The sequence below is a fragment of the Arthrobacter sp. 05L417 genome (assembly GCF_056397865.1).
The window spans coordinates 248,640-272,794 of the sequence record NZ_JBFTOG010000001.1 but is presented as its reverse complement, the minus strand read 5'-3'; the positions used below and the strand labels follow the sequence as shown (position 1 = coordinate 272,794).

21 protein-coding genes are annotated in these 24,155 nt (G+C 63.1%); 17 read left to right on the top strand and 4 right to left on the bottom strand.

All coding sequences use genetic code 11. The features are described 5' to 3' along the window. Positions 1–9: 9 nt before the first annotated feature. Together ykgO and AC1DJW_RS01225 are read left to right on the top strand one after the other, a co-directional pair. The gene (ykgO, locus tag AC1DJW_RS01230; RefSeq protein ID WP_284756257.1) at positions 10–132 is read left to right on the top strand and encodes a type B 50S ribosomal protein L36; all 123 of its coding nucleotides are present in this window, start codon (positions 10–12) and stop codon (positions 130–132) included. Positions 133–182: 50 nt separating this feature from the next. Beyond that, entirely contained in the window at positions 183–1,001 is an 819-nt protein-coding gene (locus tag AC1DJW_RS01225; protein ID WP_284756256.1) for a shikimate 5-dehydrogenase, read from the top strand. Positions 1,002–1,024: 23 nt separating this feature from the next. Here the strand turns inward: AC1DJW_RS01225 and AC1DJW_RS01220 are convergent, their stop codons facing one another. After that, positions 1,025–2,263 carry a THUMP-like domain-containing protein gene (locus AC1DJW_RS01220; protein ID WP_459341124.1) on the bottom strand — a complete coding sequence of 413 codons (1,239 nt, stop codon included), beginning with the start codon at positions 2,261–2,263 and terminating at the stop codon, positions 1,025–1,027. 77 nt (positions 2,264–2,340) lie between these two features. Here AC1DJW_RS01220 and AC1DJW_RS01215 point away from each other — a divergent pair, with 77 nt between their 5' ends. From AC1DJW_RS01215 to AC1DJW_RS01155, 13 genes are all read left to right on the top strand, one after another. Continuing rightward, on the top strand, positions 2,341–2,751 hold the full coding sequence (locus AC1DJW_RS01215; protein ID WP_284756253.1) for a hypothetical protein: 411 nt from the start codon (positions 2,341–2,343) through the stop codon (positions 2,749–2,751). 224 nt (positions 2,752–2,975) lie between these two features. Next, positions 2,976–3,272, top strand: coding sequence for a co-chaperone GroES (groES, locus tag AC1DJW_RS01210; protein ID WP_028265041.1), 297 nt, complete (start codon positions 2,976–2,978; stop codon positions 3,270–3,272). Positions 3,273–3,358: 86 nt separating this feature from the next. Then, positions 3,359–4,969 carry a chaperonin GroEL gene (gene groL / locus AC1DJW_RS01205; protein WP_284756252.1) on the top strand — a complete coding sequence of 537 codons (1,611 nt, stop codon included), beginning with the start codon at positions 3,359–3,361 and terminating at the stop codon, positions 4,967–4,969. A gap of 319 nt (positions 4,970–5,288) precedes the next feature. After that, positions 5,289–7,382 (top strand): acyltransferase family protein, encoded by a 2,094-nt coding sequence (locus AC1DJW_RS01200; RefSeq protein ID WP_459341125.1) that lies wholly within the window; start codon positions 5,289–5,291, stop codon positions 7,380–7,382. Positions 7,383–7,591: 209 nt separating this feature from the next. Then, a complete protein-coding gene (gene guaB, locus AC1DJW_RS01195; RefSeq protein WP_184740509.1) occupies positions 7,592–9,103 on the top strand; it encodes an IMP dehydrogenase in 1,512 nt (503 codons plus the stop codon). A gap of 146 nt (positions 9,104–9,249) precedes the next feature. Then, positions 9,250–10,386: a GuaB3 family IMP dehydrogenase-related protein gene (locus AC1DJW_RS01190; protein ID WP_284756250.1), complete on the top strand. Its 1,137-nt coding sequence runs from the start codon at positions 9,250–9,252 to the stop codon at positions 10,384–10,386. 103 nt (positions 10,387–10,489) lie between these two features. Continuing rightward, entirely contained in the window at positions 10,490–12,250 is a 1,761-nt protein-coding gene (locus AC1DJW_RS01185; RefSeq protein WP_284756248.1) for a glycerol-3-phosphate dehydrogenase/oxidase, read from the top strand. Positions 12,251–12,289: 39 nt separating this feature from the next. Then, the gene (locus AC1DJW_RS01180; RefSeq protein WP_236812181.1) at positions 12,290–12,778 is read left to right on the top strand and encodes a PTS sugar transporter subunit IIA; all 489 of its coding nucleotides are present in this window, start codon (positions 12,290–12,292) and stop codon (positions 12,776–12,778) included. 150 nt (positions 12,779–12,928) lie between these two features. Next, positions 12,929–13,780 (top strand): SURF1 family protein, encoded by an 852-nt coding sequence (locus AC1DJW_RS01175; protein WP_476900539.1) that lies wholly within the window; start codon positions 12,929–12,931, stop codon positions 13,778–13,780. Further along, positions 13,777–14,295, top strand: a complete 519-nt coding sequence (locus AC1DJW_RS01170) for a DUF3817 domain-containing protein (protein ID WP_459341127.1) — start codon at positions 13,777–13,779, stop codon at positions 14,293–14,295. The genes AC1DJW_RS01175 and AC1DJW_RS01170 overlap by 4 nt, the downstream gene beginning before the upstream one ends. 120 nt (positions 14,296–14,415) lie before the next feature. Further along, entirely contained in the window at positions 14,416–16,020 is a 1,605-nt protein-coding gene (gene guaA, locus AC1DJW_RS01165) for a glutamine-hydrolyzing GMP synthase (protein WP_284751700.1), read from the top strand. Positions 16,021–16,199: 179 nt separating this feature from the next. Continuing rightward, positions 16,200–20,015: an AAA family ATPase gene (locus AC1DJW_RS01160; RefSeq protein WP_476900538.1), complete on the top strand. Its 3,816-nt coding sequence runs from the start codon at positions 16,200–16,202 to the stop codon at positions 20,013–20,015. A 39-nt stretch (positions 20,016–20,054) separates the two neighbouring features. Beyond that, positions 20,055–20,300 (top strand): hypothetical protein, encoded by a 246-nt coding sequence (locus AC1DJW_RS01155; RefSeq protein WP_390278824.1) that lies wholly within the window; start codon positions 20,055–20,057, stop codon positions 20,298–20,300. A gap of 41 nt (positions 20,301–20,341) precedes the next feature. On the opposite strand, the gene cpaB is transcribed toward AC1DJW_RS01155, so the two are convergent. From cpaB to AC1DJW_RS01140, 3 genes are all read right to left on the bottom strand, one after another. Continuing rightward, positions 20,342–21,172 carry a Flp pilus assembly protein CpaB gene (gene cpaB, locus AC1DJW_RS01150; RefSeq protein WP_390278827.1) on the bottom strand — a complete coding sequence of 277 codons (831 nt, stop codon included), beginning with the start codon at positions 21,170–21,172 and terminating at the stop codon, positions 20,342–20,344. 102 nt (positions 21,173–21,274) lie between these two features. Further along, entirely contained in the window at positions 21,275–21,538 is a 264-nt protein-coding gene (locus AC1DJW_RS01145) for an FmdB family zinc ribbon protein (protein ID WP_476900537.1), read from the bottom strand. 155 nt (positions 21,539–21,693) lie between these two features. Next, the gene (locus AC1DJW_RS01140) at positions 21,694–22,299 is read right to left on the bottom strand and encodes a 5-formyltetrahydrofolate cyclo-ligase (RefSeq protein WP_476900536.1); all 606 of its coding nucleotides are present in this window, start codon (positions 22,297–22,299) and stop codon (positions 21,694–21,696) included. A 117-nt stretch (positions 22,300–22,416) separates the two neighbouring features. On the opposite strand from AC1DJW_RS01140, the gene galU reads away from it, so the two are divergent. Next, complete coding sequence (galU, locus tag AC1DJW_RS01135) at positions 22,417–23,322, top strand: UTP--glucose-1-phosphate uridylyltransferase GalU (protein WP_476900535.1); 906 nt, start codon at positions 22,417–22,419, stop codon at positions 23,320–23,322. Between the two features lie 6 nt (positions 23,323–23,328). After that, the gene (locus AC1DJW_RS01130; RefSeq protein WP_476900534.1) at positions 23,329–23,949 is read left to right on the top strand and encodes a GNAT family N-acetyltransferase; all 621 of its coding nucleotides are present in this window, start codon (positions 23,329–23,331) and stop codon (positions 23,947–23,949) included. Positions 23,950–24,155: the final 206 nt, after the last annotated feature.

Here is a 24,155-nt window from a genome sequence, read left to right as displayed (position 1 = left end):
GAGAACCCCATGAAAGTCAGGAACTCGTTGCGTGCCCTCAAGAAGATCCCCGGCGCTCAAGTGATCCGCCGGCGCGGCCGCACCTTTGTCATCAACAAGCTGAATCCGCGCTTCAAGGCGCGCCAAGGCTAGCTCCCCGTCTAGGCTGGGCAGAGAACCCGCTACGCGAAGGAAGCCCCGTTATGCCGATCCTCAATAAAGACATGACGCTCTGTATTTCTCTCTCTGCCCGGCCAAGCAATAACGGAACGCGTTTCCACAACTTCCTGTACGAGGCGCTCGGCCTGAATTGGATCTACAAGGCCTTCGCTCCCACCGACCTCCCGAACGCGATCGCCGGCGTGCGCGGCCTGGGCATCCGCGGCTGTGCCGTCTCGATGCCTTACAAGGAAGACGTCATCGCCCTCGTCGACCGGATGGATGCTTCGGCCGCCGCTATCGACTCGGTCAACACGATCGTGAACGACGCCGGCGTGCTGACGGCCTACAACACGGACTACACCGCGATCGCCCAGCTGATCGAGCGCAACGCGATCGACCCGGCGTCGTCCGTGCTGCTCCGTGGGTCCGGCGGTATGGCCAAGGCCACCGCGGCGGCCTTCCGCGACGCCGGATTCTCCCGCGTTACTGTGGTTGCCCGGAACGAAAAGCTCGGGCAGTCCCTCGCAGGACTCTACGGCTTCGGCTGGCAGGCCGAACTGGGGGAGTCGACGGCGGACGTCCTCGTCAACGTCACACCGATCGGCATGGCCGGCGGACCCGAGTCCGGCTCGCTGTCCTTCCCCGAAGCGGCGGTGGCGGCCGCGCAGGTAGTGTTCGACGTCGTCGCCCTCCCCTCCGAAACGCCGCTCATCAAGGCCGGCCGTGCGGCAGGAAAGACCGTGATCAGCGGCGCCGAGGTAGCCACCATCCAGGCGCTCGAACAGTTCGTGCTCTACACGGGCATCACGCCCACGCCGGAGCAGGTGGCCGCTGCCGAGGAGTTCACCCGCGCCCAATAGGGCACCACGGCCCAGAGACCAGCTCAGGCAGCGGCTACCGGCTCCACCACAACAGCCACCTTTTCCTCGCCGATCCTGGTGAGGACCAGGGTGGCTGTTTTGTTGCCGCGGCCTTTTGCCGAGCCCTTTCCAGCCGGCAGCAACTGTTTGCGCAGTTCCTCAGGGGTGACGGAGGTGCCGCGCTTCTTGATGTCCAGGACCCCGACGCCGTTGGCCTTCACCCACGCTTTGAGGGCCTTGATGTTCAACGGCATGACTTCCAGGACTTTGTAGGCGCGGGCGAACGGTGTCTCAACCAGTTCCGGAGCGCAGATATAGGCGATGTGTTGGTCCACCAAGTGGCCGCCGAGCCGGAGTGCGACATCGGCCACCAGGCCCGCACGGATCACCGCCCCGTCCGGTTCGTACAGGTATCCCTCCACGGGCCCGACGTCGGGCACCGGGCCGCCGTCGAAATCTTCGCCGCTGGTGATCTCGGCTGCGCCCTGGGGCCCGAGCACCAAGGCCGCGCGGCGGATGCCCGGACGGGCGACGTCGTTGAACCACAGCGTTACTTCCGTGACGTCCCCTCCCACCGAAACCCACTGTGCCTCGCAGTCGGCCGGAACCGATTCGTGCGGCATTCCCGGGCCCATCTTGACCCCGACGGACTTGCCGGTAGCGGCAAGCGATTCAACGAAGGACAACGGCGGCGAGAACGCCTCCGGATCCCAGATCCGTTTGGTACCCGACGACGACGTCGTGCGGCGCGCCGGATCGAGCCACACGCCGTCGACCCCGTCGAGGGACACGGACGTAGCGTCAGAGTGCACCACCGACGCATGCGGGAAAGGCATGAGGTTGATGGTGGCGCACGCTGCGGTGGTCTCATCCAGTTCCACGGCGGTGACCTTGATGTCCATGGAGGCCATCGCCATGGAGTCGGCTCCAAGCCCGCAGCCGAGGTCCGCTACGTGCTGCGTGCCCGCCTTGGCGAATCGCTCGGCGTGCCTGGCTGCCACATTGAGCCGGGTTGCCTGTTCCAGGCCCGCCTGGGTGAAGAGCATCTGACGGGCGAATTCTCCGAACTTGGCCTCGGCCCGCGTGCGGAGCCTGGACTGGGTGAGGACGGCCGCCACGAGTGCGGGGGAGTGGCCATCTTTGCGCAGGCGCGCATTGAGGGCGAACGCTTCGCCGTCACGGTATGGTCCCAAGGATGCCAGCAGTTCCCAACCCTCCGTTGTCAGCAAGGGGGCAATCTGGTCCTGGGGTGTGTCAGCCATGGGAACTAGCCTAGTGCTCGCCCGTCATACAGTGCGGAGGGGGAGCCGGGAGCACCCGGGCGGATAGGGTTGATGCCATGGAAGACAACCCAGTACGCCAGCCTGACGACGCCAATGGTTCTCCCTTTGCCCCCGATAAACGCCCGTTCGCCGGAAATCTCTCCAAGTATGCCCGCCCCGCGCTCATCGTGGGTGCCTTGATCGCCATTGTCTGCATCGCGCTGTTGATCATTATTTTCTTCCTCGACTCCTTCAACGCTGCCACCTACTCGATGACCGGAAAGAGCGTCCAGGACGCCACGGATGAGGCCCGGGAGATCCGCGACACCTACACCGGTGCGCGCATCGGAGCGATCGTCGGGCTGGTGGTGTTCGGCGTCGTCGCGCTCGCCAGCGGCGTAGTGCTCTACCTGAACCGCGGAAACGCGCCGAAGGAAGAGTACGACGACGGTGAGGACGTTGACTTCGACGACCTCGCCGGGCAATGAACTACTCGAGCCGGAAGCGGCTCTTGGGACGTTCACCCGTGACGGAATTCTGGCACTCGCCTTGACCGAGTGCTAATGCTTACATAGAGTCTTGATTAGCACTCTCCCTAGGCGGGTGCTAATCATGCCGCCAGGCACTTACCGGCACCGCGACGACGGTAAGCACGCCACGGCACCCCTGGTTTGATAGTCCATGTACTACCTCACGTAAAGGAGAGATCCGAGTGTCGGTCTCCATTAAGCCTCTCGAGGATCGCATTGTTGTCCGCCCGCTCGAAGCAGAGCAGACCACGGCTTCCGGCCTGGTCATCCCGGACACTGCACAGGAAAAGCCGCAGGAAGGCGAAGTTGTTGCAGTTGGCCCCGGCCGCTTCGATGACAACGGCAACCGCGTCCCCGTCGACGTAACCGTCGGCGACGTCGTCATCTACTCCAAGTACGGCGGAACTGAAGTCAAGACCGGCGGCAACGAATACCTCGTTCTGTCCGCCCGCGACGTTCTGGCGATCGTCGTTAAGTAATTCCCTGGATCCCGCATCGCAGATCGAGTCGGACTTCTTCCGGTCGAATCAGCGGTGCGGGTTTTCCGTCTTGAAAGGACACAACCATGGCAAAGCAGCTTGCGTTTAACGACGCTGCCCGTCGCTCGCTCGAAGCAGGCATTGACAAGCTCGCCAACACCGTCAAGGTCACCCTTGGCCCGCGTGGCCGCAACGTCGTTCTGGACAAGAAGTGGGGCGCTCCCACCATCACCAACGACGGCGTGACGATCGCCCGCGAAGTCGAACTCGACGACCCGTATGAGAACCTTGGCGCGCAGCTGGCCAAGGAAGTCGCCACCAAGACCAATGACGTCGCTGGCGACGGCACCACCACGGCCACCGTGCTGGCACAGGCCCTCGTCAAGGAAGGCCTGCGCAACGTTGCCGCCGGAGCAGCCCCTGGCGAAATCAAGCGCGGTATCGAGGTTTCCGTCCAGGCCGTGGCTGCCCGCCTCCTGGAGAACGCCCGCGAAGTAGAAGGCACCCAGGTTGCCAGCGTTGCCGCGATCTCCGCCCAGAGCGATGAGGTTGGCGAGCTTCTCGCCGAGGCTTTCGGCAAGGTCGGCAAGGATGGCGTCATCACCATCGAAGAGTCCTCCACCACGCAGACCGAACTGGTCCTCACCGAGGGCATGCAGTTCGACAAGGGCTACCTGTCCCCGTACTTCGTCACTGACGCGGAACGCCAGGAAGCCGTTCTGGAAGACGCACTCATCCTGATCAACCAGGGCAAGATCTCCTCGCTGCAGGAATTCCTGCCGCTCCTTGAGAAGGCCCTGCAGGCTGCCAAGCCGCTCTTCATCATCGCTGAGGACATCGACGGCGAGGCACTGTCCACGCTGATCGTGAACCGTATCCGTGGCACCCTGAACGTCGTTGCCGTCAAGGCCCCGGGTTTCGGCGACCGCCGCAAGGCCATGCTGCAGGACATTGCCACACTGACCGGCGCACAGGTTGTCTCCCCGGAGCTCGGCCTGTCCCTGGACCAGGTTGGCCTCGAGGTCCTCGGCAGTGCCCGCCGGATCACCGTCACCAAGGACAACACCACCATCGTTGACGGCGCTGGCACGCCCGAGGACGTCGCAGCACGCGTCGCCCAGATCCGCGCCGAGCTGACACGCACCGACTCCGACTGGGACCGGGAAAAGCTGCAGGAAAGGCTGGCAAAGCTGGCCGGCGGCATCGGCGTCATCAAGGTCGGCGCAGCCACCGAAGTCGAGCTCAAGGAAAAGAAGCACCGCATCGAGGACGCAGTGTCCTCCACGCGTGCGGCCCTTGAAGAAGGCATCGTCTCCGGCGGTGGATCCGCCCTCATCCACGCGCTCAAGGCACTGGACGAGGACGCCGCAGTCAAGGCCCTGGAAGGTGACGCGGCTGCCGCCGTCGGCATCGTCCGCCGCGCCCTGACCCAGCCTCTTCGCTGGATCGCCCAGAACGCCGGCTTCGACGGCTACGTCGTCGTCGCCAAGGTTGCCGAGCTGGAAGACAACCACGGATTCAACGCGAAGTCCGGAGTGTACGAGGACCTGATCGCCGCTGGCGTGATCGACCCCGTCAAGGTCACCCGCTCCGCGCTCCAGAACGCCGCGTCCATCGCAGCCCTGGTTCTCACCACCGAGACCCTGGTTGTCGAGAAGCCGGCCGAGGAAGACGAGCACGCAGGCCACAGCCACTAGTCCCCACCGCCTCCCTAGCCTCGCTTCGCTTCGGCCAGGGAACCCGGGCGGCGTGGGCCCAGACCGCCTCCCTAGCCTCGCTTCGGCCAGGGAACCCGGGCGGCGTGGGCCCTCCTGCGTGAAAGAAGGCCCGGTCCCCCTCAGGGGGCCGGGCCTCTTGCATGTACGCCCCTGACCACTTTCGCTCCCGAATACGAGCCCACAGTTGGCACTCGGCATTCGTCCTGTGAACGTCCAGCCGGGCATGACCTAATTGAGTGATGGATGCTTCTCGGATGGATTTCCGATTCGCATTGAACATTACGAATCAGTAAGATTTATGGTTCGATCTAGGTCATTGAGGGGCATTGTGGTGTCAACTGCGCAAGCGACGGCTACAACCAAGGAGCAGCGTCGTTCCAGTGACACAGGGCGAAAGTCGAAGTTTCGTCCCGAAATTCAAGGCCTTCGCTCCCTTGCAGTGCTCATGGTGGTTACGTACCACGTGTGGTTCGGCAGGGTTTCCGGCGGTGTAGATGTCTTCCTTCTGGTCTCCGCCTTCTTGATGACATTGCAGTTCACAAACCGTTATGCGCACCACCGGCCCATGGATCTGCTGAGGCACTGGCTTCACCTGTTCCGGCGGCTGCTTCCGGCCACTGTCGTGGTTCTCCTGGGTACCTTGGCTGCCATCTTCTTGGTACTCCCCAAGACCCGTTGGGCAGCTTTGGTTGACCAGGTCTGGGCGTCCCTTTTCTACGTCCAGAACTGGCTGCTCCAACGGGAGGCCGTCAACTACTACGCCGCCGACCGCAGCCAGGCGAGTCCGCTGCAGCATTTCTGGTCCCTTTCGATTCAAGGCCAGGTCTTCATCCTTTGGCCGGTCATTTTCGCGCTCGTCGCCTTGGTCTGCAGAAAGTATGGCCTTCGTTACAGGGTTGCCCTGACCTATGTGTTCGGGCTGATCTTCCTGGTGTCGCTCACCTACTCGATCATTGCCACGGCGTCGAACCAAACGACTGCCTACTTTGATACCTTCGCCAGGCTGTGGGAGTTCGCCCTCGGAACGCTGGCCGCCCTTGTATTGCCGGTGCTGAATATTTCGAAGACCGTGCGCGTAGTGATGGGGTGGGCCGGCGTTGTCGCCATGCTGAGCTGCGGGATCGTGCTTCAGGTCCAGACGGCGTTCCCGGGCTTCGTGGCCCTCTGGCCCACCTTGGCAGCGGCCTGCGTTATTGCCGCAGGCCAGACCGGTAGCCGTTTCGGAGTGGACCGGATCCTGAGCTCCAGGCCTCTTGTCCGTCTGGGCGACAACTCCTACGCGCTGTACCTGTGGCATTGGCCGTTGCTGGTCATCTCCCTCATCTGGACTGGAAAAGACCACGCCGGCTGGCTCTCCGGGACAGTCATCATTGCAACCGCCTTGGTTTTGGCCTTCCTGACTACCAAATTCGTCGAGAAGCCGTTCAGGGAATGGAAGTGGCCGGAAGTAAACCGCCGACGTGCCGCCGTCGCGATCGTCGCCTGCCTCACGATCGCGATAGTGCCGTTGCTCGGTTTCAATGTGCAGCAGGCAGTGACCGCCAAAATCGCCATGGACCAAGCACAAAAGGACAACCCTGGAGCTGCTGCCTTGGTGCCGGGCTACGTCAACGAAGTGGGTGCGAACGCGGTTCTGCTTCCCACCGCGGAAAAGCTGGCCCAGGACTGGATGCACTTGCCCAGCCAATGCACAGGAGACCTGACGCCTGCCTCGAAGATCCTTCAAGGGGCTTGCGGCCAGAACAATCAGTCCGCTGATGCTGCCCGCACCATCCTGGTTCTGGGTGACTCGCATGCGGAGCAGTGGATGGCTGCGGTGGCCCCCATGGCGGATCAGGAGCAATGGCGCCTGTATCACTTGTTGCTCGGCGCTTGTCCTTTCACCGTGGATACATCCGGCCTGGACGCGCAATGCAAGACCTTCGATGACGCAGTTGTCCAGCAAATCGATGAGCATCCGCCGAGTGCTGTGTTCCTCGTGGGGACGGCGGCATCGCCCTCGTCGCCCGATGAACAGCTGACGGTTGGCTTTGAAGACACAGTGAAGATGCTCACAGGGAAGGGCATCAACGTCATCGCCGTGCGTGACAACCCGAGATTCGACTTCAATATGGCTGATTGCGTCGCGGTCAAAGGACAACACAGCCCCGATTGCAACCCCGGCGAGGCCCAGCTGCTCGCGGCCCAAAACCCGCTCGCGTCCCTTCAAGGCAAGTATCCAGGCTTGTCCATATTGGACATGACCGATCTGATTTGCAACGGCGGCGAATGCCCCGGTGTTGTGGGGAACACCTTCGTCTATTTGGACAACAACCACCTCTCGAAGACTTATGTTGAGAGCATGGCACCCATGTTCAAGGAAAGGTGGCTGGCCGCCACCGGGTGGAGCTGACTGGACCGGCTAGGCGGTCGGCCAGCTCGACGACGGAAGGCCCCGGGTGCCGTTGCTCACATTGCCCTCGCGGAATATGGGGATCGGCGGCGAGGTTCTACTATTTATTCAGAACCTTTGTGCACAGGCCAGTCCCGTAATGACGGGCTGGTCATCAGCTGCAACCCCTACCAGAGCAACCCCCAAGAACCAAGGTAAGAGGCGCACTCATGACCCAGCCCGAACACGATCCCTTTGGCTTTGTTGGCCTGACCTATGACGACGTCCTGCTGCTGCCGGGCCACACCAACGTCATTCCGTCCGAAGCTGACACCTCCTCCCGGATCTCCAAGCGAATTTCGGTCCAGACGCCGCTGCTGTCTGCCGCCATGGACACCGTCACCGAGTCCCGCATGGCCATCGCCATGGCCCGCCAGGGCGGTCTTGGCGTCATTCACCGCAACTTGTCCATCGAAGACCAGGCCGACCACGTCGACCGCGTCAAGCGCTCCGAGTCCGGGATGATCACCAACCCGCTGACCATCCACCCTGAAGCCACCCTTCAGGAACTGGACGAACTGTGTTCGCGCTACCGGGTTTCGGGCCTTCCTGTCATCGACCCCGATGGCCGGTTGCTGGGCATTGTCACCAACCGCGACACCCGCTTCGTGCCGGAGTCCGACTTCCCTCTGCGGCTGGTCAGCGACGTCATGACCAAGATGCCGCTCATCACGGGGCACGTCGGCATCAGCCGCGAAGAGGCCTCGCACAAGCTGGCCACCAACAAGATCGAGAAGCTGCCCCTCGTTGACGAGCAGGGACGCCTCAAGGGCCTGATCACCACCAAGGACTTCACCAAGGCCGAGCAGTACCCGCTCGCGACGAAGGACGAGGAAGGCCGTCTTCGCGTCGGCGCCGCCATCGGGTTCTTCGGCGATGGCTGGGAACGGGCCATGACGCTGATCGACGCAGGTGTCGACGCACTGTTCGTGGACACCGCAAACGGCCACTCGCAGGGCGTCCTGGACATGATCACGCGCCTGAAGTCCGATCCTGTTGCTGCGCACGTTGACATCATCGGTGGCCAGGCCGCTACCCGTGAAGGTGCCCAGGCACTGATCGACGCCGGTGCCGATGGCATCAAGGTGGGCGTGGGCCCGGGCTCCATTTGCACCACACGCGTCGTTGCCGGCGTGGGCGTCCCCCAGATCACGGCCATCTACGAGTCCTCGAAGGCGGCTATCCCTGCCGGTGTTCCGCTGATCGCCGACGGCGGCCTGCAGTACTCGGGCGATATCGGCAAGGCCCTCGTCGCCGGCGCCGACACCGTCATGCTCGGCTCATTGCTGGCTGGCTGCGACGAGTCGCCGGGTGAGCTGATCTTCGTGAACGGCAAGCAGTTCAAGAGCTACCGGGGGATGGGTTCCCTCGGTGCCATGCAGTCCCGTGGCAAGAACACGTCCTACTCGAAGGACCGGTACTTCCAGGCGGACGTTTCCGGCGATGACAAGCTCATCCCGGAGGGCATCGAAGGCCGCGTCGCGTATCGCGGGCCGCTCTCCTCGGTGGCTTACCAGCTGGTCGGCGGTCTGCGCCAGACCATGTTCTACACGGGTGCTCCGACCATCGCCGAGCTCAAAGCACGCGGCAAGTTTGTGCGCATCACAGCGGCCGGGCTGAAGGAGTCCCATCCGCACGACATCCAGATGACCGTCGAAGCTCCGAACTACGGTTCCCGCTAGGCGTAATTCCTGTCATAGGCAGTTTCAGGCGAGCCCGCCACCTTCATCATGAAGGTGGCGGGCTCGCCTATTTCCGCGGCAAGCCCGCGGTCATGCTGTACGTCACCCTGCCGGTACATCGCGTCGCACTGGGATAACCTAGAGCAGTGACTTATGAGATTGAGATTGGCCGTGGCAAGCGTGGGCGTCGTGCCTACTCCCTGGATGACATCGCGATCGTCCCCAACCGCCGGACGCGCGACCCCAAGGACGTTTCCGTCTCATGGCAGATTGATGCCTACAAGTTCGAGATGCCAGTGATCGCCGCACCCATGGACTCTGCTATGTCGCCCGAAACGGCCATCGCCCTTGGCCGGCTGGGCGGTCTGGGCGTGCTGGACCTTGAGGGCTTGTGGACGCGGTACGAGGACCCCCAGTCCGTGCTGGACGAGATCTCTGCCCTTGCGGATGAAACGGCCAGCCCAGCGGTCACACGACGCATGCAGGAGCTCTACAAGGCCCCCATCCAGCCCGAACTGATCACCACCAGGCTCGCGGAAATCCGTGCCTCCGGCGTGACGGTGGCCGGTTCGCTGACGCCGCAGCGCACCCAGGAGCACTACAAGACCGTGGTAGCCGCCGGCGTCGACATTTTTGTCATCCGGGGAACCACGGTTTCGGCCGAACACGTCTCCAAGAACCACGAGCCGCTGAACCTCAAACAGTTCATCTACGAACTCGACGTTCCGGTGATCGTCGGCGGAGCCGCTGGCTACACCCCGGCCTTGCACCTCATGCGTACCGGCGCGGCCGGTGTCCTGGTGGGCTTCGGCGGCGGCGCAACCACCACCACGCGCCGTGCACTCGGCATCCATTCGCCCATGGCTTCCGCCATTTCCGACGTCGCTGCTGCCCGGCGCGATTACATGGATGAGTCCGGTGGGCGCTACGTGCACGTGATCGCCGACGGCGGAATGGGTACTTCGGGTGACATCGTCAAAGCCATCGCCATGGGCGCCGACGCCGTCATGCTCGGCAGCGCTTTGGCCCGCGCGGAAGAAGCCCCGGGCAAGGGCTGGCACTGGGGCCAGGAAGCCCACCACCTTGAGCTGCCCCGCGGCGACAGGGTCAACGTCGGCACTGTCGGTCCCCTCGAAGAAGTACTTTTCGGCCCTGGCCACCACACCAACGGCACGTCCAACCTGATCGGCGCGCTTCGCCGCTCCATGGCGACCACCGGCTATTCGGACCTGAAGGAGTTCCAGCGGGTCGACGTCGTCGTCTCGCCTTACTCGGGCCAGTAGCTCCCGCCCGGACCGCTTTAGCGGTCGCCCGTAAACCCTGCCCAAGCCGCTGGACAAGAAGTAGTGTGGGGAACTACGGGCTTTGTGCGATGGGAGGCGTCCAATGAGCAGTGTTGCAGATGGTTCGCAAAGGGATGATGCATCAAGCGGTGCATTGAGTCCGGAGGCGCGTGCCAGATCCATCGAAGTCCTCAAGGGAACCACCGAGCCTGGCAAGGAACTCGACATCCTTATTGTCGGGGGAGGCGTGGTCGGGGCAGGCGCGGCTTTGGACGCGGTGACCCGCGGCTTGTCCGTGGGCATCGTCGAGGCCCGGGACTGGGCTTCGGGTACCTCGTCAAGGTCCTCGAAGCTGATTCACGGCGGGTTGCGTTACTTGGAAATGCTGGACTTCGCGCTGGTTCAGGAAGCTCTCCAGGAACGCGGACTGCTGATCCAACAGATCGCACCACACCTTGTCCGTCCGGTCCCGTTCCTGTACCCGCTCACCCGACGTTTTTGGGAGCGGCCCTACGTTGGTGCCGGCATCTTCCTCTACGACACGCTTGGCCTGACCTCCGGCCACAGCCGCGGTGTCCCCATGCACAAGCACCTCTTCCGGCGCGGAACACTGAGGGCCGCACCCAGCCTCAAGAGCGATGCCTTTGTCGGCTCCATCCGCTACTACGATGCACAGGTTGACGACGCCAGGCTGGTGGTCAACGTCGTCCGCACAGCGGCACATTACGGAGCGCATGCCGTGAACAGGATGCGCGTGGTGTCGTTCGTGCGCGAGGGCGAACGCGTAGTGGGCGCGAAGGTGGAAAACCAGGAAGACGGCAGCATCATCGAAGTCCGCGCCAAGCAAGTGGTCAATGCCACGGGAGTCTGGACAGACGAGACCCAGGCCATGGTGACGGATCGCGGCCAGCTCAAGGTCCGTGCATCCAAAGGCATACACCTTGTGGTGCCGCGCGACCGCTTCCAGTCCACGGTCGGGTTGATCCTGAGGACCGAAAAATCCGTGCTGTTCGTCATCCCCTGGGGGCGGCACTGGATCATCGGCACAACGGACACCGACTGGAAGCTGGACAAAGCGCATCCTGCCGCGTCCACGAAGGACATCGACTATGTTCTTGAACACGTCAACCGTGTCTTGAAACGACCTTTGACCCGCGAGGATGTCGAGGGCGTGTACGCGGGCCTCCGTCCGCTGCTGGCGGGGGAGAGCGACTCCACGGCCAAGCTTTCACGCGAACACGTGGTGGCGCACCCCGTTCCAGGCTTGGTGGTGGTCGCGGGTGGAAAGTTCACCACGTACCGGGTCATGGCGAAGGACGCGGTGGACGAAGCAACCAGGGCCATGGACGAGCGCGTGCCCTCGAGCTGCACCGATACCATCCCGCTCCTGGGCGCCGAGGGATTCAAAGCTGCATGGAACCGGCGGGCAAGAACCGCCGATGAGGCCGGGGTCCACGTGGCCAGGGTGGAGCACTTGCTGAACCGCTACGGATCCATGACCCCGGAAGTCCTGGCCATCATCAAGGACAACCCGGCCATGGCCGAGCCACTGCCTGGCGCCGACGACTATTTGGCGGCAGAGGTCGTCTATGCGGCGACCCACGAGGGTGCACGGCATGTCCATGATGTCCTGACCCGACGCACCCGCATCTCGATCGAGTCATGGGACAGAGGTGTTTCCGCTGTCCCCGTTGTCGCTAAGCTGATGGGAGAAATTCTTGGCTGGAGCGACGCGCAGCGGGAAAGCGAAATCAAGCACTACCTGGCCCGGGTGGAAGCTGAACGGCTCAGCCAACAGCAGCCCGACGACGAATCGGCCGATGCTGCGCGCATGGGCGTCGATGACATCGTTCCCCTCCGCTGAGCGGCCTGGGTTGGCTGGGCACACTGGAGGGAAAACGACTTGGCGGAACCACTGGACCCGTATGATGCCGAACTGACGACGCCGGAGACCGTCATCCTCGAGATGGAAGCGGTCGACAAAACTGATGCCGCGGGGCAGCTCGCGGAAAGGCTCTACGCCGCCGGGCGCATTACGGACCTTGAGGGCTTCCTCGAAGTCGTCAACTCCCGCGAACACCAACTTGCCACCGGGCTACCGGGCGGCATTGGCCTCCCGCATGCCCGCAGCGAGTTTGTTTCCCGGGTTTCCATCGCTGTTGGTGTCACGAAGTTCGGACACTCATTGGACTTCGGCGCCAGCGACGGACCGGCCACGCTGGTCCTGCTCATCGCTACGCCCGCCAGTTCATTCTCGGACCACTTGGAAGTTCTCGCGACCTTGGCCCGCTCGCTGTCCAAGGAATCGTTCAGGGAATCCCTCCGGCGCGCCCACGACCCGGAAGTCATCGCCGAACTGATCAACTCCAGCCTGGTGTTCTTCGACCACTAAAGATTGGGGCAGGCCCTTTCGTGTCGCGTTCCGCGCCACGTAGGGACCTTGCTGCCCCACTCTAGGAAGGGGCAGGCCCTGCTGCCCCACTCTGGGGGGAAGGGACCCCTCGTTTAGCTGTTCTACAGCTTGACGAAGTACGGTTAAGGGGTGTTGAAAACCGCTCTGAAGCCCCGCTGGATCGCAGGACTTGTCTTCGCGCTCCTGCTCTCCGGGGTGTTTGTGCTGCTCAGCCAGTGGCAGTTCGGCAGATCCACCCAGAGCGACGTCCCAGTTGACGACCCCGCGGTGGAGCAGGTCAAGCCGCTTACCGCGGAATTGCAGCCTGGAACGTTCTTCCCGGGTTCCGCGTCGGACCAAATGGTCAGCGCCAAGGGAAGCTACGACCCCACCAAACAGGTCCTTGTGGAGGGCCGGCTGTTGGCGGGGCAAAAAGGGTACTGGGTAGTGAACGCGTTTGCGGTCGACGGCGCCCCCGTCCTGCACGGCGCCGGCGCATCTGCGAAGACCTGGATCCCCGTGGCCCGCGGCTGGGTCGCCGATCCCGCCCAGGCCGGGCCCCCGCCGTCGGGCACTATTGAATTGACCGGACGGCTTCTGCCGTCCGAGGCACCGGTGCCAAATGTCGACGCCGGAGCGGGCCGCGCGTCTGCGGTTTCGGTCGCGGAACTCATCAACACGTGGGAAGTCTCGAGCTATCCCGGCTTCGTCGCCGCGACGTCGGAAGTATCGGCGGGCAAGACCCTCGCACTTCCGGCGCAGCTGAAGCCCTTGAACATCCCGGCCCAACCCCCCAACCAACAGATCAACTGGCTCAACCTTTTCTACTCCGTGGAATGGGTGGTCTTTGCAGGATTCGCCCTCTACATCTGGTGGCGCATGGTGGCCGATGACTACCGGCGCACCCTCGAAGAAGAAGAAGAAGAAGAGGAAGAGCCCGACGACGAATTCCCGTCAGACGATTTGCCAGCAATTACCAAGCCAGAACAGGTAAAGCCATGATTGAGCCCAAACCGGCCATCCAGCCCGAACAGTCCGGAGAATCCGCCGCCAAGCCAACCGCGGCCAAGAAGCGCCGCTTCGGCGGAACCACGGCCCAGATCCGCTCGGCCCTGAAGTTCTACAAAGTCATGGCCTACCTCACCGGCACCATGCTGCTGCTCCTGTGCGCCGAACTCGTTGCACGCTATGTGTTCGGCGTGTATCTCTTCGCCGGCGGTACCAACGCAATCACCGGTCAGCCCTTCGGTTTCGGATTCGCAGACGCCGAGTCCAAGGCGGTCCTTGGCGGAGTCAACGTCTCCGTCGCCGTCCTGATCGTCCACGGCTGGATGTACGTGCTGTACCTGATCTCGGACTTCCGCTTGTGGTCGCTCATGCGTTGGCCGTTCATGAAGCTCATCCTGCTCGCCTTGGGTGGCGTTGTCCCTCTCATGTCCTTCATTGTGGAGAAGAAATTCCACGCGGAGGTAGAGATGGAACTCGCTGCGAATCCGCAGGCATCCAAGCGCTACTGACGGGCCCGCCCCTGCGGACATTGTGAGATCGCTAACGTCGGGACGGTTTGTGGGCTGATTCCCGGCTTCACGACCGGCTTCAAGATGCACCGGGGCATCCCGGCAAAGTAGGCTGTTACGGTGACTACTCCCACCGCACCCTTCAGTTCTGAAGCTCAGACTTCCCAGAAGCCGGTGCTGGTTGTTGACTACGGTGCCCAGTACGCGCAGCTGATTGCCCGCCGCGTCCGTGAAGCGAATGTGTACTCGGAAATTGTTCCGCACACTTTCACCACCGAGCAGCTTCTGGCCAAGAACCCGGCAGCGATCATCCTCTCAGGCGGACCTTCAAGCGTTTATGCCGAGGGTGCCCCGAGGGTTGGCGCGGACCTCTTCGAAGCCGGCGTGCCGGTCTTCGGTATTTGCTACGGCTTCCAGGCCATGGCCAACGCTCTCGGCGGCAAGGTCGCGCAGACCGGTTTGCGGGAGTACGGCGCCACCGAGGCCACCACTGTCGGTGAAGCCCGCTCCATCCTTGCGGGCGTTCCGGACTCCCAGAACACCTGGATGAGCCACGGAGACTCCGTTCATGAGGCTCCTGAAGGCTTCGAAGTCCTGGCGACCACCGCGGGCGCACCGGTAGCTGCTTTCGCCAACGAAGAGAAGCATCTCTACGGTGTGCAGTGGCACCCGGAGGTAAAGCACTCCGTCCACGGCCAGCAGGTCCTGGAGAACTTCCTGTTCAACGGAGCCGGCCTGAAGCCGAACTGGACTACCGGCAACATCCTCGAAGAGCAAGTGGACCGGATCCGCCGGCAGATCGGCGACTCCAAGGTCATCTGCGGCCTCTCCGGCGGCGTCGACTCGGCCGTAGCCGCAGCCCTCGTGCAGCGCGCCGTGGGCGATCAGCTGACCTGTGTATTCGTGGACCATGGCTTGCTGCGCGAAGGCGAAGCCGAACAGGTCGAGCGTGACTTCGTTGCCGCAACCGGCGTCAAACTTTACGTCGCAAACGAGCAGGAGCGATTCCTGTCCGCACTGGCCGGGGTCAGCGATCCCGAGACCAAGCGCAAGATCATCGGCCGCGAATTCATTCGTGCATTTGAGGAAGCAGAACGGGCCATCATCGCCCAGGCTGCGTCCGAAGGCGAGAGCATCAAGTTCCTCGTGCAGGGCACCCTGTACCCGGACGTCGTCGAATCCGGCGGCGGCGAAGGTGCCGCGAACATCAAGAGCCACCACAACGTGGGCGGCCTGCCCGAGGACTTGCAGTTCGAACTCGTTGAACCGCTCCGCGCCCTGTTCAAGGACGAAGTTCGTGCCGTGGGCGCGCAGCTCGGCTTGCCGCAGGAAATCGTCGGACGCCAGCCATTCCCCGGACCCGGCCTGGGTATCCGCATTGTCGGCGACGTGAACAAGGAACGGCTCGACCTGCTTCGCAAGGCGGACGCCATCGCGCGGGCCGAACTCACTGCGGCCGGACTCGACAACGACGTCTGGCAGATGCCCGTGGTACTGCTGGCCGACGTCCGCAGCGTTGGCGTGCAGGGCGACGGCCGCACCTACGGACACCCCATCGTGCTGCGTCCCGTTTCCTCCGAGGACGCCATGACTGCCGACTGGTCGAGGCTCCCTTACGACCTCCTCGCCAGGATCTCCAACAGGATCACCAACGAGGTTGACGGGGTCAACCGCGTGGTACTTGATGTCACCAGCAAACCGCCGGGAACCATCGAGTGGGAATAGCATTCTGAGTGACCGGTCTCTGCTCCAGAGGCCGGTCACTTTGTATTTCCCCTGAAATCAGGGGTAATTTGCCTTTCGACCAGTGTTGCGGTGCGGACTGCCGGTTGATTCCCGCTACCCTCGAAAGTATGCCGATTTGGTCCAAGTCGTCTCGAGCTAGAACAGAAAAGAAGGCAGCGGTGTCAGTAGGTCAAAGCCACGAAGAGAGCTCCGTAGAGCTCCGGAAATGGCTGTCCGGGCTCAAGCCCGTGACTGGCGCGGACACCATGCTGCGCTTCGTCAAGACTCCGGAAGGGTCGATAGACCTTAGCAACGGCCATCCCTCAGGCCTGGCACAGCTCCTCGCCGGCCGTCGAACCCGGCTTTCCACCCTGATCCGGGACCGCCAGCAGTATCTCGTTGCCGCGCGTGCCGCCAGGAACCTTCGCTCGAAGATTTTCGAATTGGGAAACGACCGGGGGATCGACGCCGGTTATCTGTCCTGCGGCACGGTCGTGTGGACGTCTGCGGTCGGAGGAAAACCCCAACGCGTCTCCGCACCGGTCATGTTGGCCGCCATCTCGCTTACCGCCCGACCGGGTGAAGATGACTACGAGCTGCAACTCACCGAGCAAGCGGGCATCAACCCCGCGTTGGTCCGGCATTTGAAGTCCGTCCATGGAATTGTCTTTGACGTCAACGCAGTGAGCCGTATGGCATACAACACTGCGCGCCTCGACCCCCTGCCTGTCCTCGACCGTCTTGCCACACTTGTGCAACCGATCCCCGGTGCCGAGGTAACCCCGAATCTCCTCATCACGACGTTGGCGGATCTGTCCGGGAACCTGGAAGACCCTTGGATCAACGAGAACAGCAGCGTCGTCGCCTCGCTGTTTGAAGCCGCCAACGGCGGGGACGTGGAACCCGAGCCCATCAAGTCCGGGCGGTTCCCGAACCTCGACGAGCGCGACCCCGCCGAAGAATCGCTGCTCCTGGATGCGGATTCGGATCAGCAGTACGTCGTGGATGCCGTCCGGGCGGGCGATTCGCTGGTGGTCAGCAGCCCGCCAGGCAGCGGTCAGACCCAGACGGCCATCAACGCCATCGGCGCCCTCGTCAACGAGGGCAAATCGGTACTTGTCGTGGGCGACAGGCGAGCGAGCCTCAACGGCCTTGCGGCTCATTTTGAAGCCCTGGGCCTTGAATCGATGCTGTTCAGGCCGGGCAACGGTGCCACGCCCCAGCAGCTCAAGAGTCAGCTGGTCAGCGCGATCATCCGCAACGAAAAGTCGCTGGAACCGCAACTTGCGAATCTCCACAAGACCCTGACCGAGCACCGCCATGCCCTCATGGACCATGTCGCGTCTTTGCACAACGTACGCCAGCGCTGGGGATGCTCGCCCTATCAGGCAATGCAGTCGCTCGCAGAGCTGACCTCCATCCAGCCTGCCCCCGCCACGACGGTGCGCTTGAAGCGCAGCGTGCTGGACAATATCAAAGACCGGGGTGAGCTCGCTGAAAGACTGCGGCGCGCTGCCGAGCTTGGCAGCTTCAGCCGGGCGTCGACGTCGAGCCCCTGGTACGGAGCACGCCTGGTCACTCGCAAGGAGACCGAGGAGGCCCAGCAGCTGGCCAGTAGTGCCGCGGAACAACTTCCCCGGTTGCGGGAAACGATGAACCAGGTCGCGGAGCACTCCGAAATCCGGCTTGGGGCGAACTTCGCCGAATGGGGCGCCCAGCTTGAGCTCCTGATGGCGGTACGGGAGAGCCTGGACAAGTTCACCCCGGATATTTTCGACCGGCCAGTCCACGACCTGATTTCGGCTACCGCCACCTCCGCTTGGCGACGTGAGCGGGGGGTCGAGATGCCCTCGATGCAACGCTCCCGCTTGCGTCGCGTGGCAAAGGAGTATGTCCGGCCCGGTGTCCACATTGCGGACCTTCACAGCTCCTTGGCGCTCGTTCAGGAACAGCGGGCACTGTGGGCAGAGTACGCGACCACCCAACGCCATCCTGCGGTGCCATCCGGACTCGCGGACTTGGGCGCCAGTTACCGCGAACTGGACCGGGATCTCAGCCGTCTGGGCGATTGCCTCAAGCACACGGCCGGCGGCGGTGACCTCCACGCGACCCGCTACGAAGATCTCGTGGAGCGTCTTGAGCGCCTCGTCGCCGACACCGGGACATTGGAAACGCTCCCGGAGCGCACGCTTCTGGTTGAGAACATGCGCGAGCATGGACTCGGCGAGCTTCTCGCGGACTTGGCGGAACGCGAAGTCCCTGCCGAATCCGTTGCCGCGGAACTGGACCTTGCCTGGTGGCAGTCCGCCCTGGAAGCGATGATCAGCGGCGACGACTACCTCGCGATGTCCGACGGCGATTCCCTTCGCCGCCTCGAAGCCGAGTACCGCCTGGCGGACCACGCGCACATCGCCAGCGGAGCCGCCCGGCTGCGGTGGAGACTCGCCGAAATGTGGCGGGCCGGAATCGCTGAACATCCCCGTCAATCGGAACTCCTGCGGAACCTGATCAAGGACGGCCGCGTTACCCTCTCGGCGCTCAGCGCCCAGGCGCCTGCCCTTGTGGCCCGGCTGGTTCCCGTGTGGTCCATCAGTCCGTACCTGCTGACCAGCCTCCTGCCTGCAGAGCAGAAATTCGATGCCGTGGTGATTCTTGATGCCGAGAGCACCTCCTTGCAGGCCGTGCTGCCGGCCATCGCCCGAGCCCACCAAGTGGTTGCCTTTGGTGACGCTAAGATCGCCAATGCCCGCACCTTCAGCGTTGCCGTGGAGCCTCCCATGGCGGGTGTCGCGAGCCAAGACACAGTTGACAGTGCATTTAGTGCTTTGGCCCGGGTCTTGCCCACGTGGCAGTTGAACTGGGTGTATCGCGCAGTTGATGAAGACCTCGTGCTGCAGCTGAGCAAGAACTACTACGACGGCGGCCTGCGTCGACTGCCGGACGGCCAATCTGTCACCGGGCTGGACCGCTCGGTAGTGGTTGAGTACATCCCGGATGGTACCGGCCTGCCAGGAGCCGATCACGAAGGTGTTGAATCGGTCGCGGCCGAAGTGAACCGCGTGGTCGATCTGGTGTTTGAACACGCCAGTCTCCGGCCAAGGACCTCGCTCGCCGTAGTTACCGCAAGCCTGCGGCATGCCGCAAGGATCGGCGAAGCCATACGGCTCCAGCTTCCCAACTATCCGCTGTTGTCGGGTTTCTTCAACGCCGGCGCTGAGTCCTTCCGCGTGGTGGACTTGGAGCGCGCACAAGGACTGGTCCGAGACCACATCATCTTCTCCCTGGGCTTCGGACGCACTCCGCATGGCCGGGCGTTGCACAGTTTCGGGCCGCTGTCCGTCGAAGGCGGACGAAACAAATTTGCCTTGGCAATGACCCGCTCCCGGAGATCGTTGCACGTCCTGAGCTGCTTCCGTCCGGAGGACCTCGACCTGGACAGGTTGGCTCACGGCGCGGTTGATTTCCATGAACTCCTCGATCGTGAACTGTCGGGGAACTCGGATCTGGGAACGCCGGCCACAAGAGCCGCGGCCAGCGAGCAAGCGCTCGGTGAGGATCCGCTGGTGGCGGATCTGGGCGAGCGACTCCGTGCCCGGGGGGCCCGGGTGTGGCATCACTATGACGGAGCCTTGGACATCGCCGCGGCGGCCGATCCCGTGCACACCATAGGCCGTGACGACACCGAATTGCCCACTCCGGTGGCGATTGAATCGGATGGCACGGAACGATACCGCCGCATGAGCGTCAGGGAGCGCAGTAGGCTCCGGCCCCAGCTCCTGGAGCGCCTCGGCTGGCGCTACATGTCCCTGTGGACCATCGAAGTATTCACGGATCCCTCGTCCTGCGCTGACCGCATCGGGTCCTATCTTGGACTCGAGAAGCCCGTAGCGCCCTCGTATGGTGCCGTCCAGGATGGATTCCTGGACGTCGATGTTGAACAATTGGAACTGGACAGTCCCGCGGAGACGGCCGCGGCCAAGCACGGCCGTACCTAAGACACCGGCTCGGGACCGGCCATCCCCTAAGGAAGCGCAATGGCGGAAAGCAAAAGCACCCAATCCAAGCCCCCTGCGGACACCAGTGCCGATGCGGAAGACGCCGACACCGAGTTGGACGAGCAGGAGAAAACAGCATTGAAGCCCGCACCGGAGCCGAAGCCGGCAGGAGAAGGCATTCTGCCCAAGAGGGCCTCGGAAGATGATCCACGCCGTTGGGGTGATGAACCCGGCTACGACCACGACGCCTGGCTCAAGGAGCAAAGGCCGCCCCACTGGGGCTGAACGTTCCATCATGGTCGCGACCATCCGGCGGCGGTCTCGAATCACCGGTTGTCAGAGGGATTGACGAGGACAAAGAACAGTTTCCCGCGCGTGGAAGCTCCGGCCAGGATTTCGGCCTGATGGGGATTGGCAGCGACAACCACCAGGCCGTCCGCGTCGTTCGTGCCCAACCATTGGCTGGCTTTGCCTCCCTGCGCGGACGTCCACAATACCGGGACCGCGGCTGCCAAGAGTTCGGATTTCTTGCCCGGGTCCTCAAGTCCGCCTTCCGCAGTGAGCACAACGTTGACCAACTGGCCGGGCGAGACCAGCTGAATTGATGCGGGATCGGCCATGCGTAGTGGAACGGCCGCTGTCGCAGGTGCGGTGCCCGTCAGCAGGCCCGGTCCCAGAAGCTGGGCGTCTGTGGGGATCTGCCCCTTCTGCAGGGGCGACGCAAGCTGTCTCCCGCCGTATCCAGTGCTGGAGGTGAGTGCCCCGGCTGGAACTCCATCAGGAAGGACTTCCAGGGGTTTAAGGTCGGAATCCGTCAAACTCAAACCGGCCGGAAGATCCCGCGCGGCGGCCAGGACCGTGGCCCGCTGTTCCGAAGCCGGCGTAAGTTGATGGACAGCGATCCCGACCGCCACGCACAGCAGGAGTGCCACCACGAGGCGGCGGTTGCGGCTCAGCCAGCTACCGAAGCTGCGGTGCCCGGCTTGTCCCGCGGGAGCACCCAGATGCCCGCCAGCCCTGTAAGGAACAGCCTGTAGACGTCGGGTGCGCGCCGTGTTAATGCGTGCTGTCCCATTCGGCGCGAGGAATCTACTGCGCGGAATCGATGAAGGCCCGGCAGGAGTGGGGCCTTGGGCTGCGTTCGGGGTCGCTGGCATACTGCCACGCTAACCGGGCACGCAGGCCCGTGGCAGGGCTCTATTGAGCTATGTGGAAACGTTGAGCTATGTGGAAAAACCGGGAGTAGCTGGAAACCGCAATCAGCTCGCGGCAGCCGCCGGAACAGACGTTGGCGCCGGGGATGCAGCTGGTGCGGCAGGAGCGGCCGAAACGGTGCTTCCCTTGGAGTCCCGGGAATCGGTGCGGTAGAAGCCCGATCCCTTGAAGACGACGCCCACGCTGTTGAACTTCTTGCGCAACGATCCTTGGCATTCAGGGCAGTCGGACAGGGAACTGTCCGTGAAAGCCTGAACGATGTCAAAGGCATGTCCGCAGTCTTTGCAGGCATAGGCATATGTGGGCACTGGTGATCCTCCTCCGGGACGAACTACAGGTCCTGTGCTGCCAAGCCGGATTGTTCCGTCCATTAGCAGTCCCAGGGCCTGAGTGCCAATTCTATCATCCGGCATCCAGGCCGGTACCACAGATGTGGCGGAGTAGACAGGCCGGCAAAGCCTCGTCATGCTGCCGGAACCAGCCGGACTATCCGGTGGGGGGTAAGCGCCTCCGCCACGGGCTTATCGAACGGTTCGGCCGGGATCGTCCCGGCCGGCAGCACCTCACGGTCATATACGACGGCTACAGTCGGCGGACGCTGCCCGTCGGCGTCGAGCTTGTCGAGGAGGCGGTCGTAGTATCCGCCCCCTTGGCCGATGCGGTTTCCGCTTTCATCGACAGCGGTGGCCGGGAGGAAGATTCCACTCGCATCCTTGATGATGTCACTGTCGAATCGTTCGCCCACCGGCTCGTCAATCGGTGCGTACTTTGAGCGGACAAAAGCCGCCTCCGGTGTCCAATAGACCCAGCTCAGACGCCGTTCCGGTTCACAGACGGGAAGAAGGACCTTGTGCCCGGCCGCATGCAGAGCCGCAAGCAAGGGCATTGTGGGCGGCTCGGCGGCTACTCCGACATAGGCCGCAAAAGTCGCCGGCTTCCCGTGGGCAACGGTATCCGCCCATGAGAGGCCACCGCGGGCAATCCCCGTCCCAGCGTCGGCGCGCTCTTGCCCGGTCAAGGCGAGCCGCCGGTTCCGGTTGTCCCGGCGGATGTCGTCTTTCAAAGTCACTTTTGCTCCAGTTCTCGTTGCTGAGCGGCTCAGGGGCGGGGAAGGCCCGGCGGGATCCCTTCCCTCCGGCACCTTCCTTTTTGCCCATTGTCCAGTTCCTTCCGTTAGATTAGTCCGGTGACTTCCAATAACTGCGCCGTCCGCAAGGCCGTTATCCCCGTTGCCGGACTCGGCACCAGGTTTCTGCCTGCCACAAAGGCCATGCCCAAAGAGATGCTTCCGGTAGTCGACAAGCCGGCCATCCAATATGTTGTCGAAGAAGCCGTGAGCGTCGGGCTCAATGACATCCTCATGATCACAGGCCGCAACAAGCGTGCGCTGGAGGATCATTTCGACCGGGTACCGGCTTTGGAAGCGACCCTGGAGGCCAAGGGAGACACCACCAAGCTGGACTCGGTGCAGGCTACCAGCAACCTCGGCGACATTCACTACGTCCGTCAGGGCGACCCCAAGGGGCTGGGACACGCAGTGTTGCGTGCAAAGCAGCACGTCGGGTACGAACCTTTCGCCGTTCTTCTCGGTGACGACCTCATCGACGCCCGGGACACGCTCCTTAGCGACATGATCGAGGTCCAGCACAAAACCGGTGGTTCCGTTGTAGCCCTCATCGAAGTCGAGCCTTCCCAGATCAGCGCCTACGGCTGTGCGGACATCGAGGATATCGGCGAGGACGGCTACGTCCGCATCAAGCAGCTTGTGGAGAAGCCTGCTGTCGATGAAGCTCCGTCCAACTTGGCCGTGATTGGCCGATACGTGCTTCACCCCTCGGTTTTCGACGTCCTCGAGAAAACCGAACCGGGCCGTGGGGGAGAGATCCAACTGACAGATGCGCTTCAGGTTCTCGCTGCGGGCGAAGGCGAAGGCAGCGGTGTTTATGGAGTCGTTTTCCGCGGCCGTCGGTACGACACCGGGGACAAGCTCAGCTATCTCAAGGCCTGCGTCCAGCTTGCCTGCGACAGCGAAGACCTCGGTCCCGGCCTGCGTGAGTGGCTGCCGGGCTTTGCCGCCGGCCTCAGCAAGTAGGTCCTTGTGTGGGGGTCGGCCATCTGGCCGGTGACGCTCGAATGCGGCGACCTCGTCTTGCGTCCCATCCAATACCGGGACAAGAAGGAATGGACCGAGGTCCGCTCACGCAATAGTGATTGGCTTGCGCCCTGGGAAGCCTCCAACCCGGCCCCGGGTGGCCGCCTACCGAACTATCGGCAGATGGTGGCGTCCCTTAACGCGCAGGCTCGGCAAGCGAGTGCCCTTCCGTTCGTGATCACGGAACGTATTCCCGGGTTCCATGAGCCTAGGATCGTAGGCCAGTTGACGGTCTCCTCGATTATGTGGGGATCGGCCATGACGGCCACGCTCGGCTACTGGGTCGACCAGGCCCGGGCCGGTCGCGGAATAGCGCCCACAGCGGTTGCCATGGCGACCGACCATTGCTTTGAAGCCCTTGGCTTGCACCGGATGGAAATCAACATCAGGCCCGATAACGGGCCGAGCCTACGGGTTGTCGAGAAGCTGGGATTCCGCGACGAAGGCCGCCGTGAGCGTTTCCTTCACATCAATGGAGAATGGGCTGACCATCGAAGCTTTGCGTTGACCTCGGAGGAGGTCCCTGGGGGCTTGCTGGCTGCTTGGCTTAGACGCGGAGTCAACTAGTCCACTTGGGTGAATGAGGGTCATAAATCCATTGATTTGCCGACTCTCCGACGACACACCGTTGGCAATGCGGTGGCCCCTGCGTATTTGCTTCTACGGTTTTGATTGTGGACTTCCCTCTCAGCAGCTCGGTGATATTGGTCATTGCTGTCGCGCTGTGGATTGTTTGGGTTGCGCCATACATACTGCGGAATCGTCGCCAGCAC

What these genes read in the sequence shown, in the direction of transcription:
- ykgO (WP_284756257.1), top strand. Translation starts at nt 10, where the DNA reads ATGAAAGTCAGGAACTCGTTGCGTGCCCTCAAGAAGATCCCCGGCGCT.
- AC1DJW_RS01225 (WP_284756256.1), top strand. Translation starts at nt 183, where the DNA reads ATGCCGATCCTCAATAAAGACATGACGCTCTGTATTTCTCTCTCTGCC.
- AC1DJW_RS01220 (WP_459341124.1), bottom strand. Translation starts at nt 2,263, where the DNA reads ATGGCTGACACACCCCAGGACCAGATTGCCCCCTTGCTGACAACGGAG.
- AC1DJW_RS01215 (WP_284756253.1), top strand. Translation starts at nt 2,341, where the DNA reads ATGGAAGACAACCCAGTACGCCAGCCTGACGACGCCAATGGTTCTCCC.
- groL (WP_284756252.1), top strand. Translation starts at nt 3,359, where the DNA reads ATGGCAAAGCAGCTTGCGTTTAACGACGCTGCCCGTCGCTCGCTCGAA.
- AC1DJW_RS01200 (WP_459341125.1), top strand. Translation starts at nt 5,289, where the DNA reads ATGGTTCGATCTAGGTCATTGAGGGGCATTGTGGTGTCAACTGCGCAA.
- guaB (WP_184740509.1), top strand. Translation starts at nt 7,592, where the DNA reads ATGACCCAGCCCGAACACGATCCCTTTGGCTTTGTTGGCCTGACCTAT.
- AC1DJW_RS01185 (WP_284756248.1), top strand. Translation starts at nt 10,490, where the DNA reads ATGAGCAGTGTTGCAGATGGTTCGCAAAGGGATGATGCATCAAGCGGT.
- AC1DJW_RS01170 (WP_459341127.1), top strand. Translation starts at nt 13,777, where the DNA reads ATGATTGAGCCCAAACCGGCCATCCAGCCCGAACAGTCCGGAGAATCC.
- AC1DJW_RS01155 (WP_390278824.1), top strand. Translation starts at nt 20,055, where the DNA reads ATGGCGGAAAGCAAAAGCACCCAATCCAAGCCCCCTGCGGACACCAGT.
- cpaB (WP_390278827.1), bottom strand. Translation starts at nt 21,172, where the DNA reads ATGCCAGCGACCCCGAACGCAGCCCAAGGCCCCACTCCTGCCGGGCCT.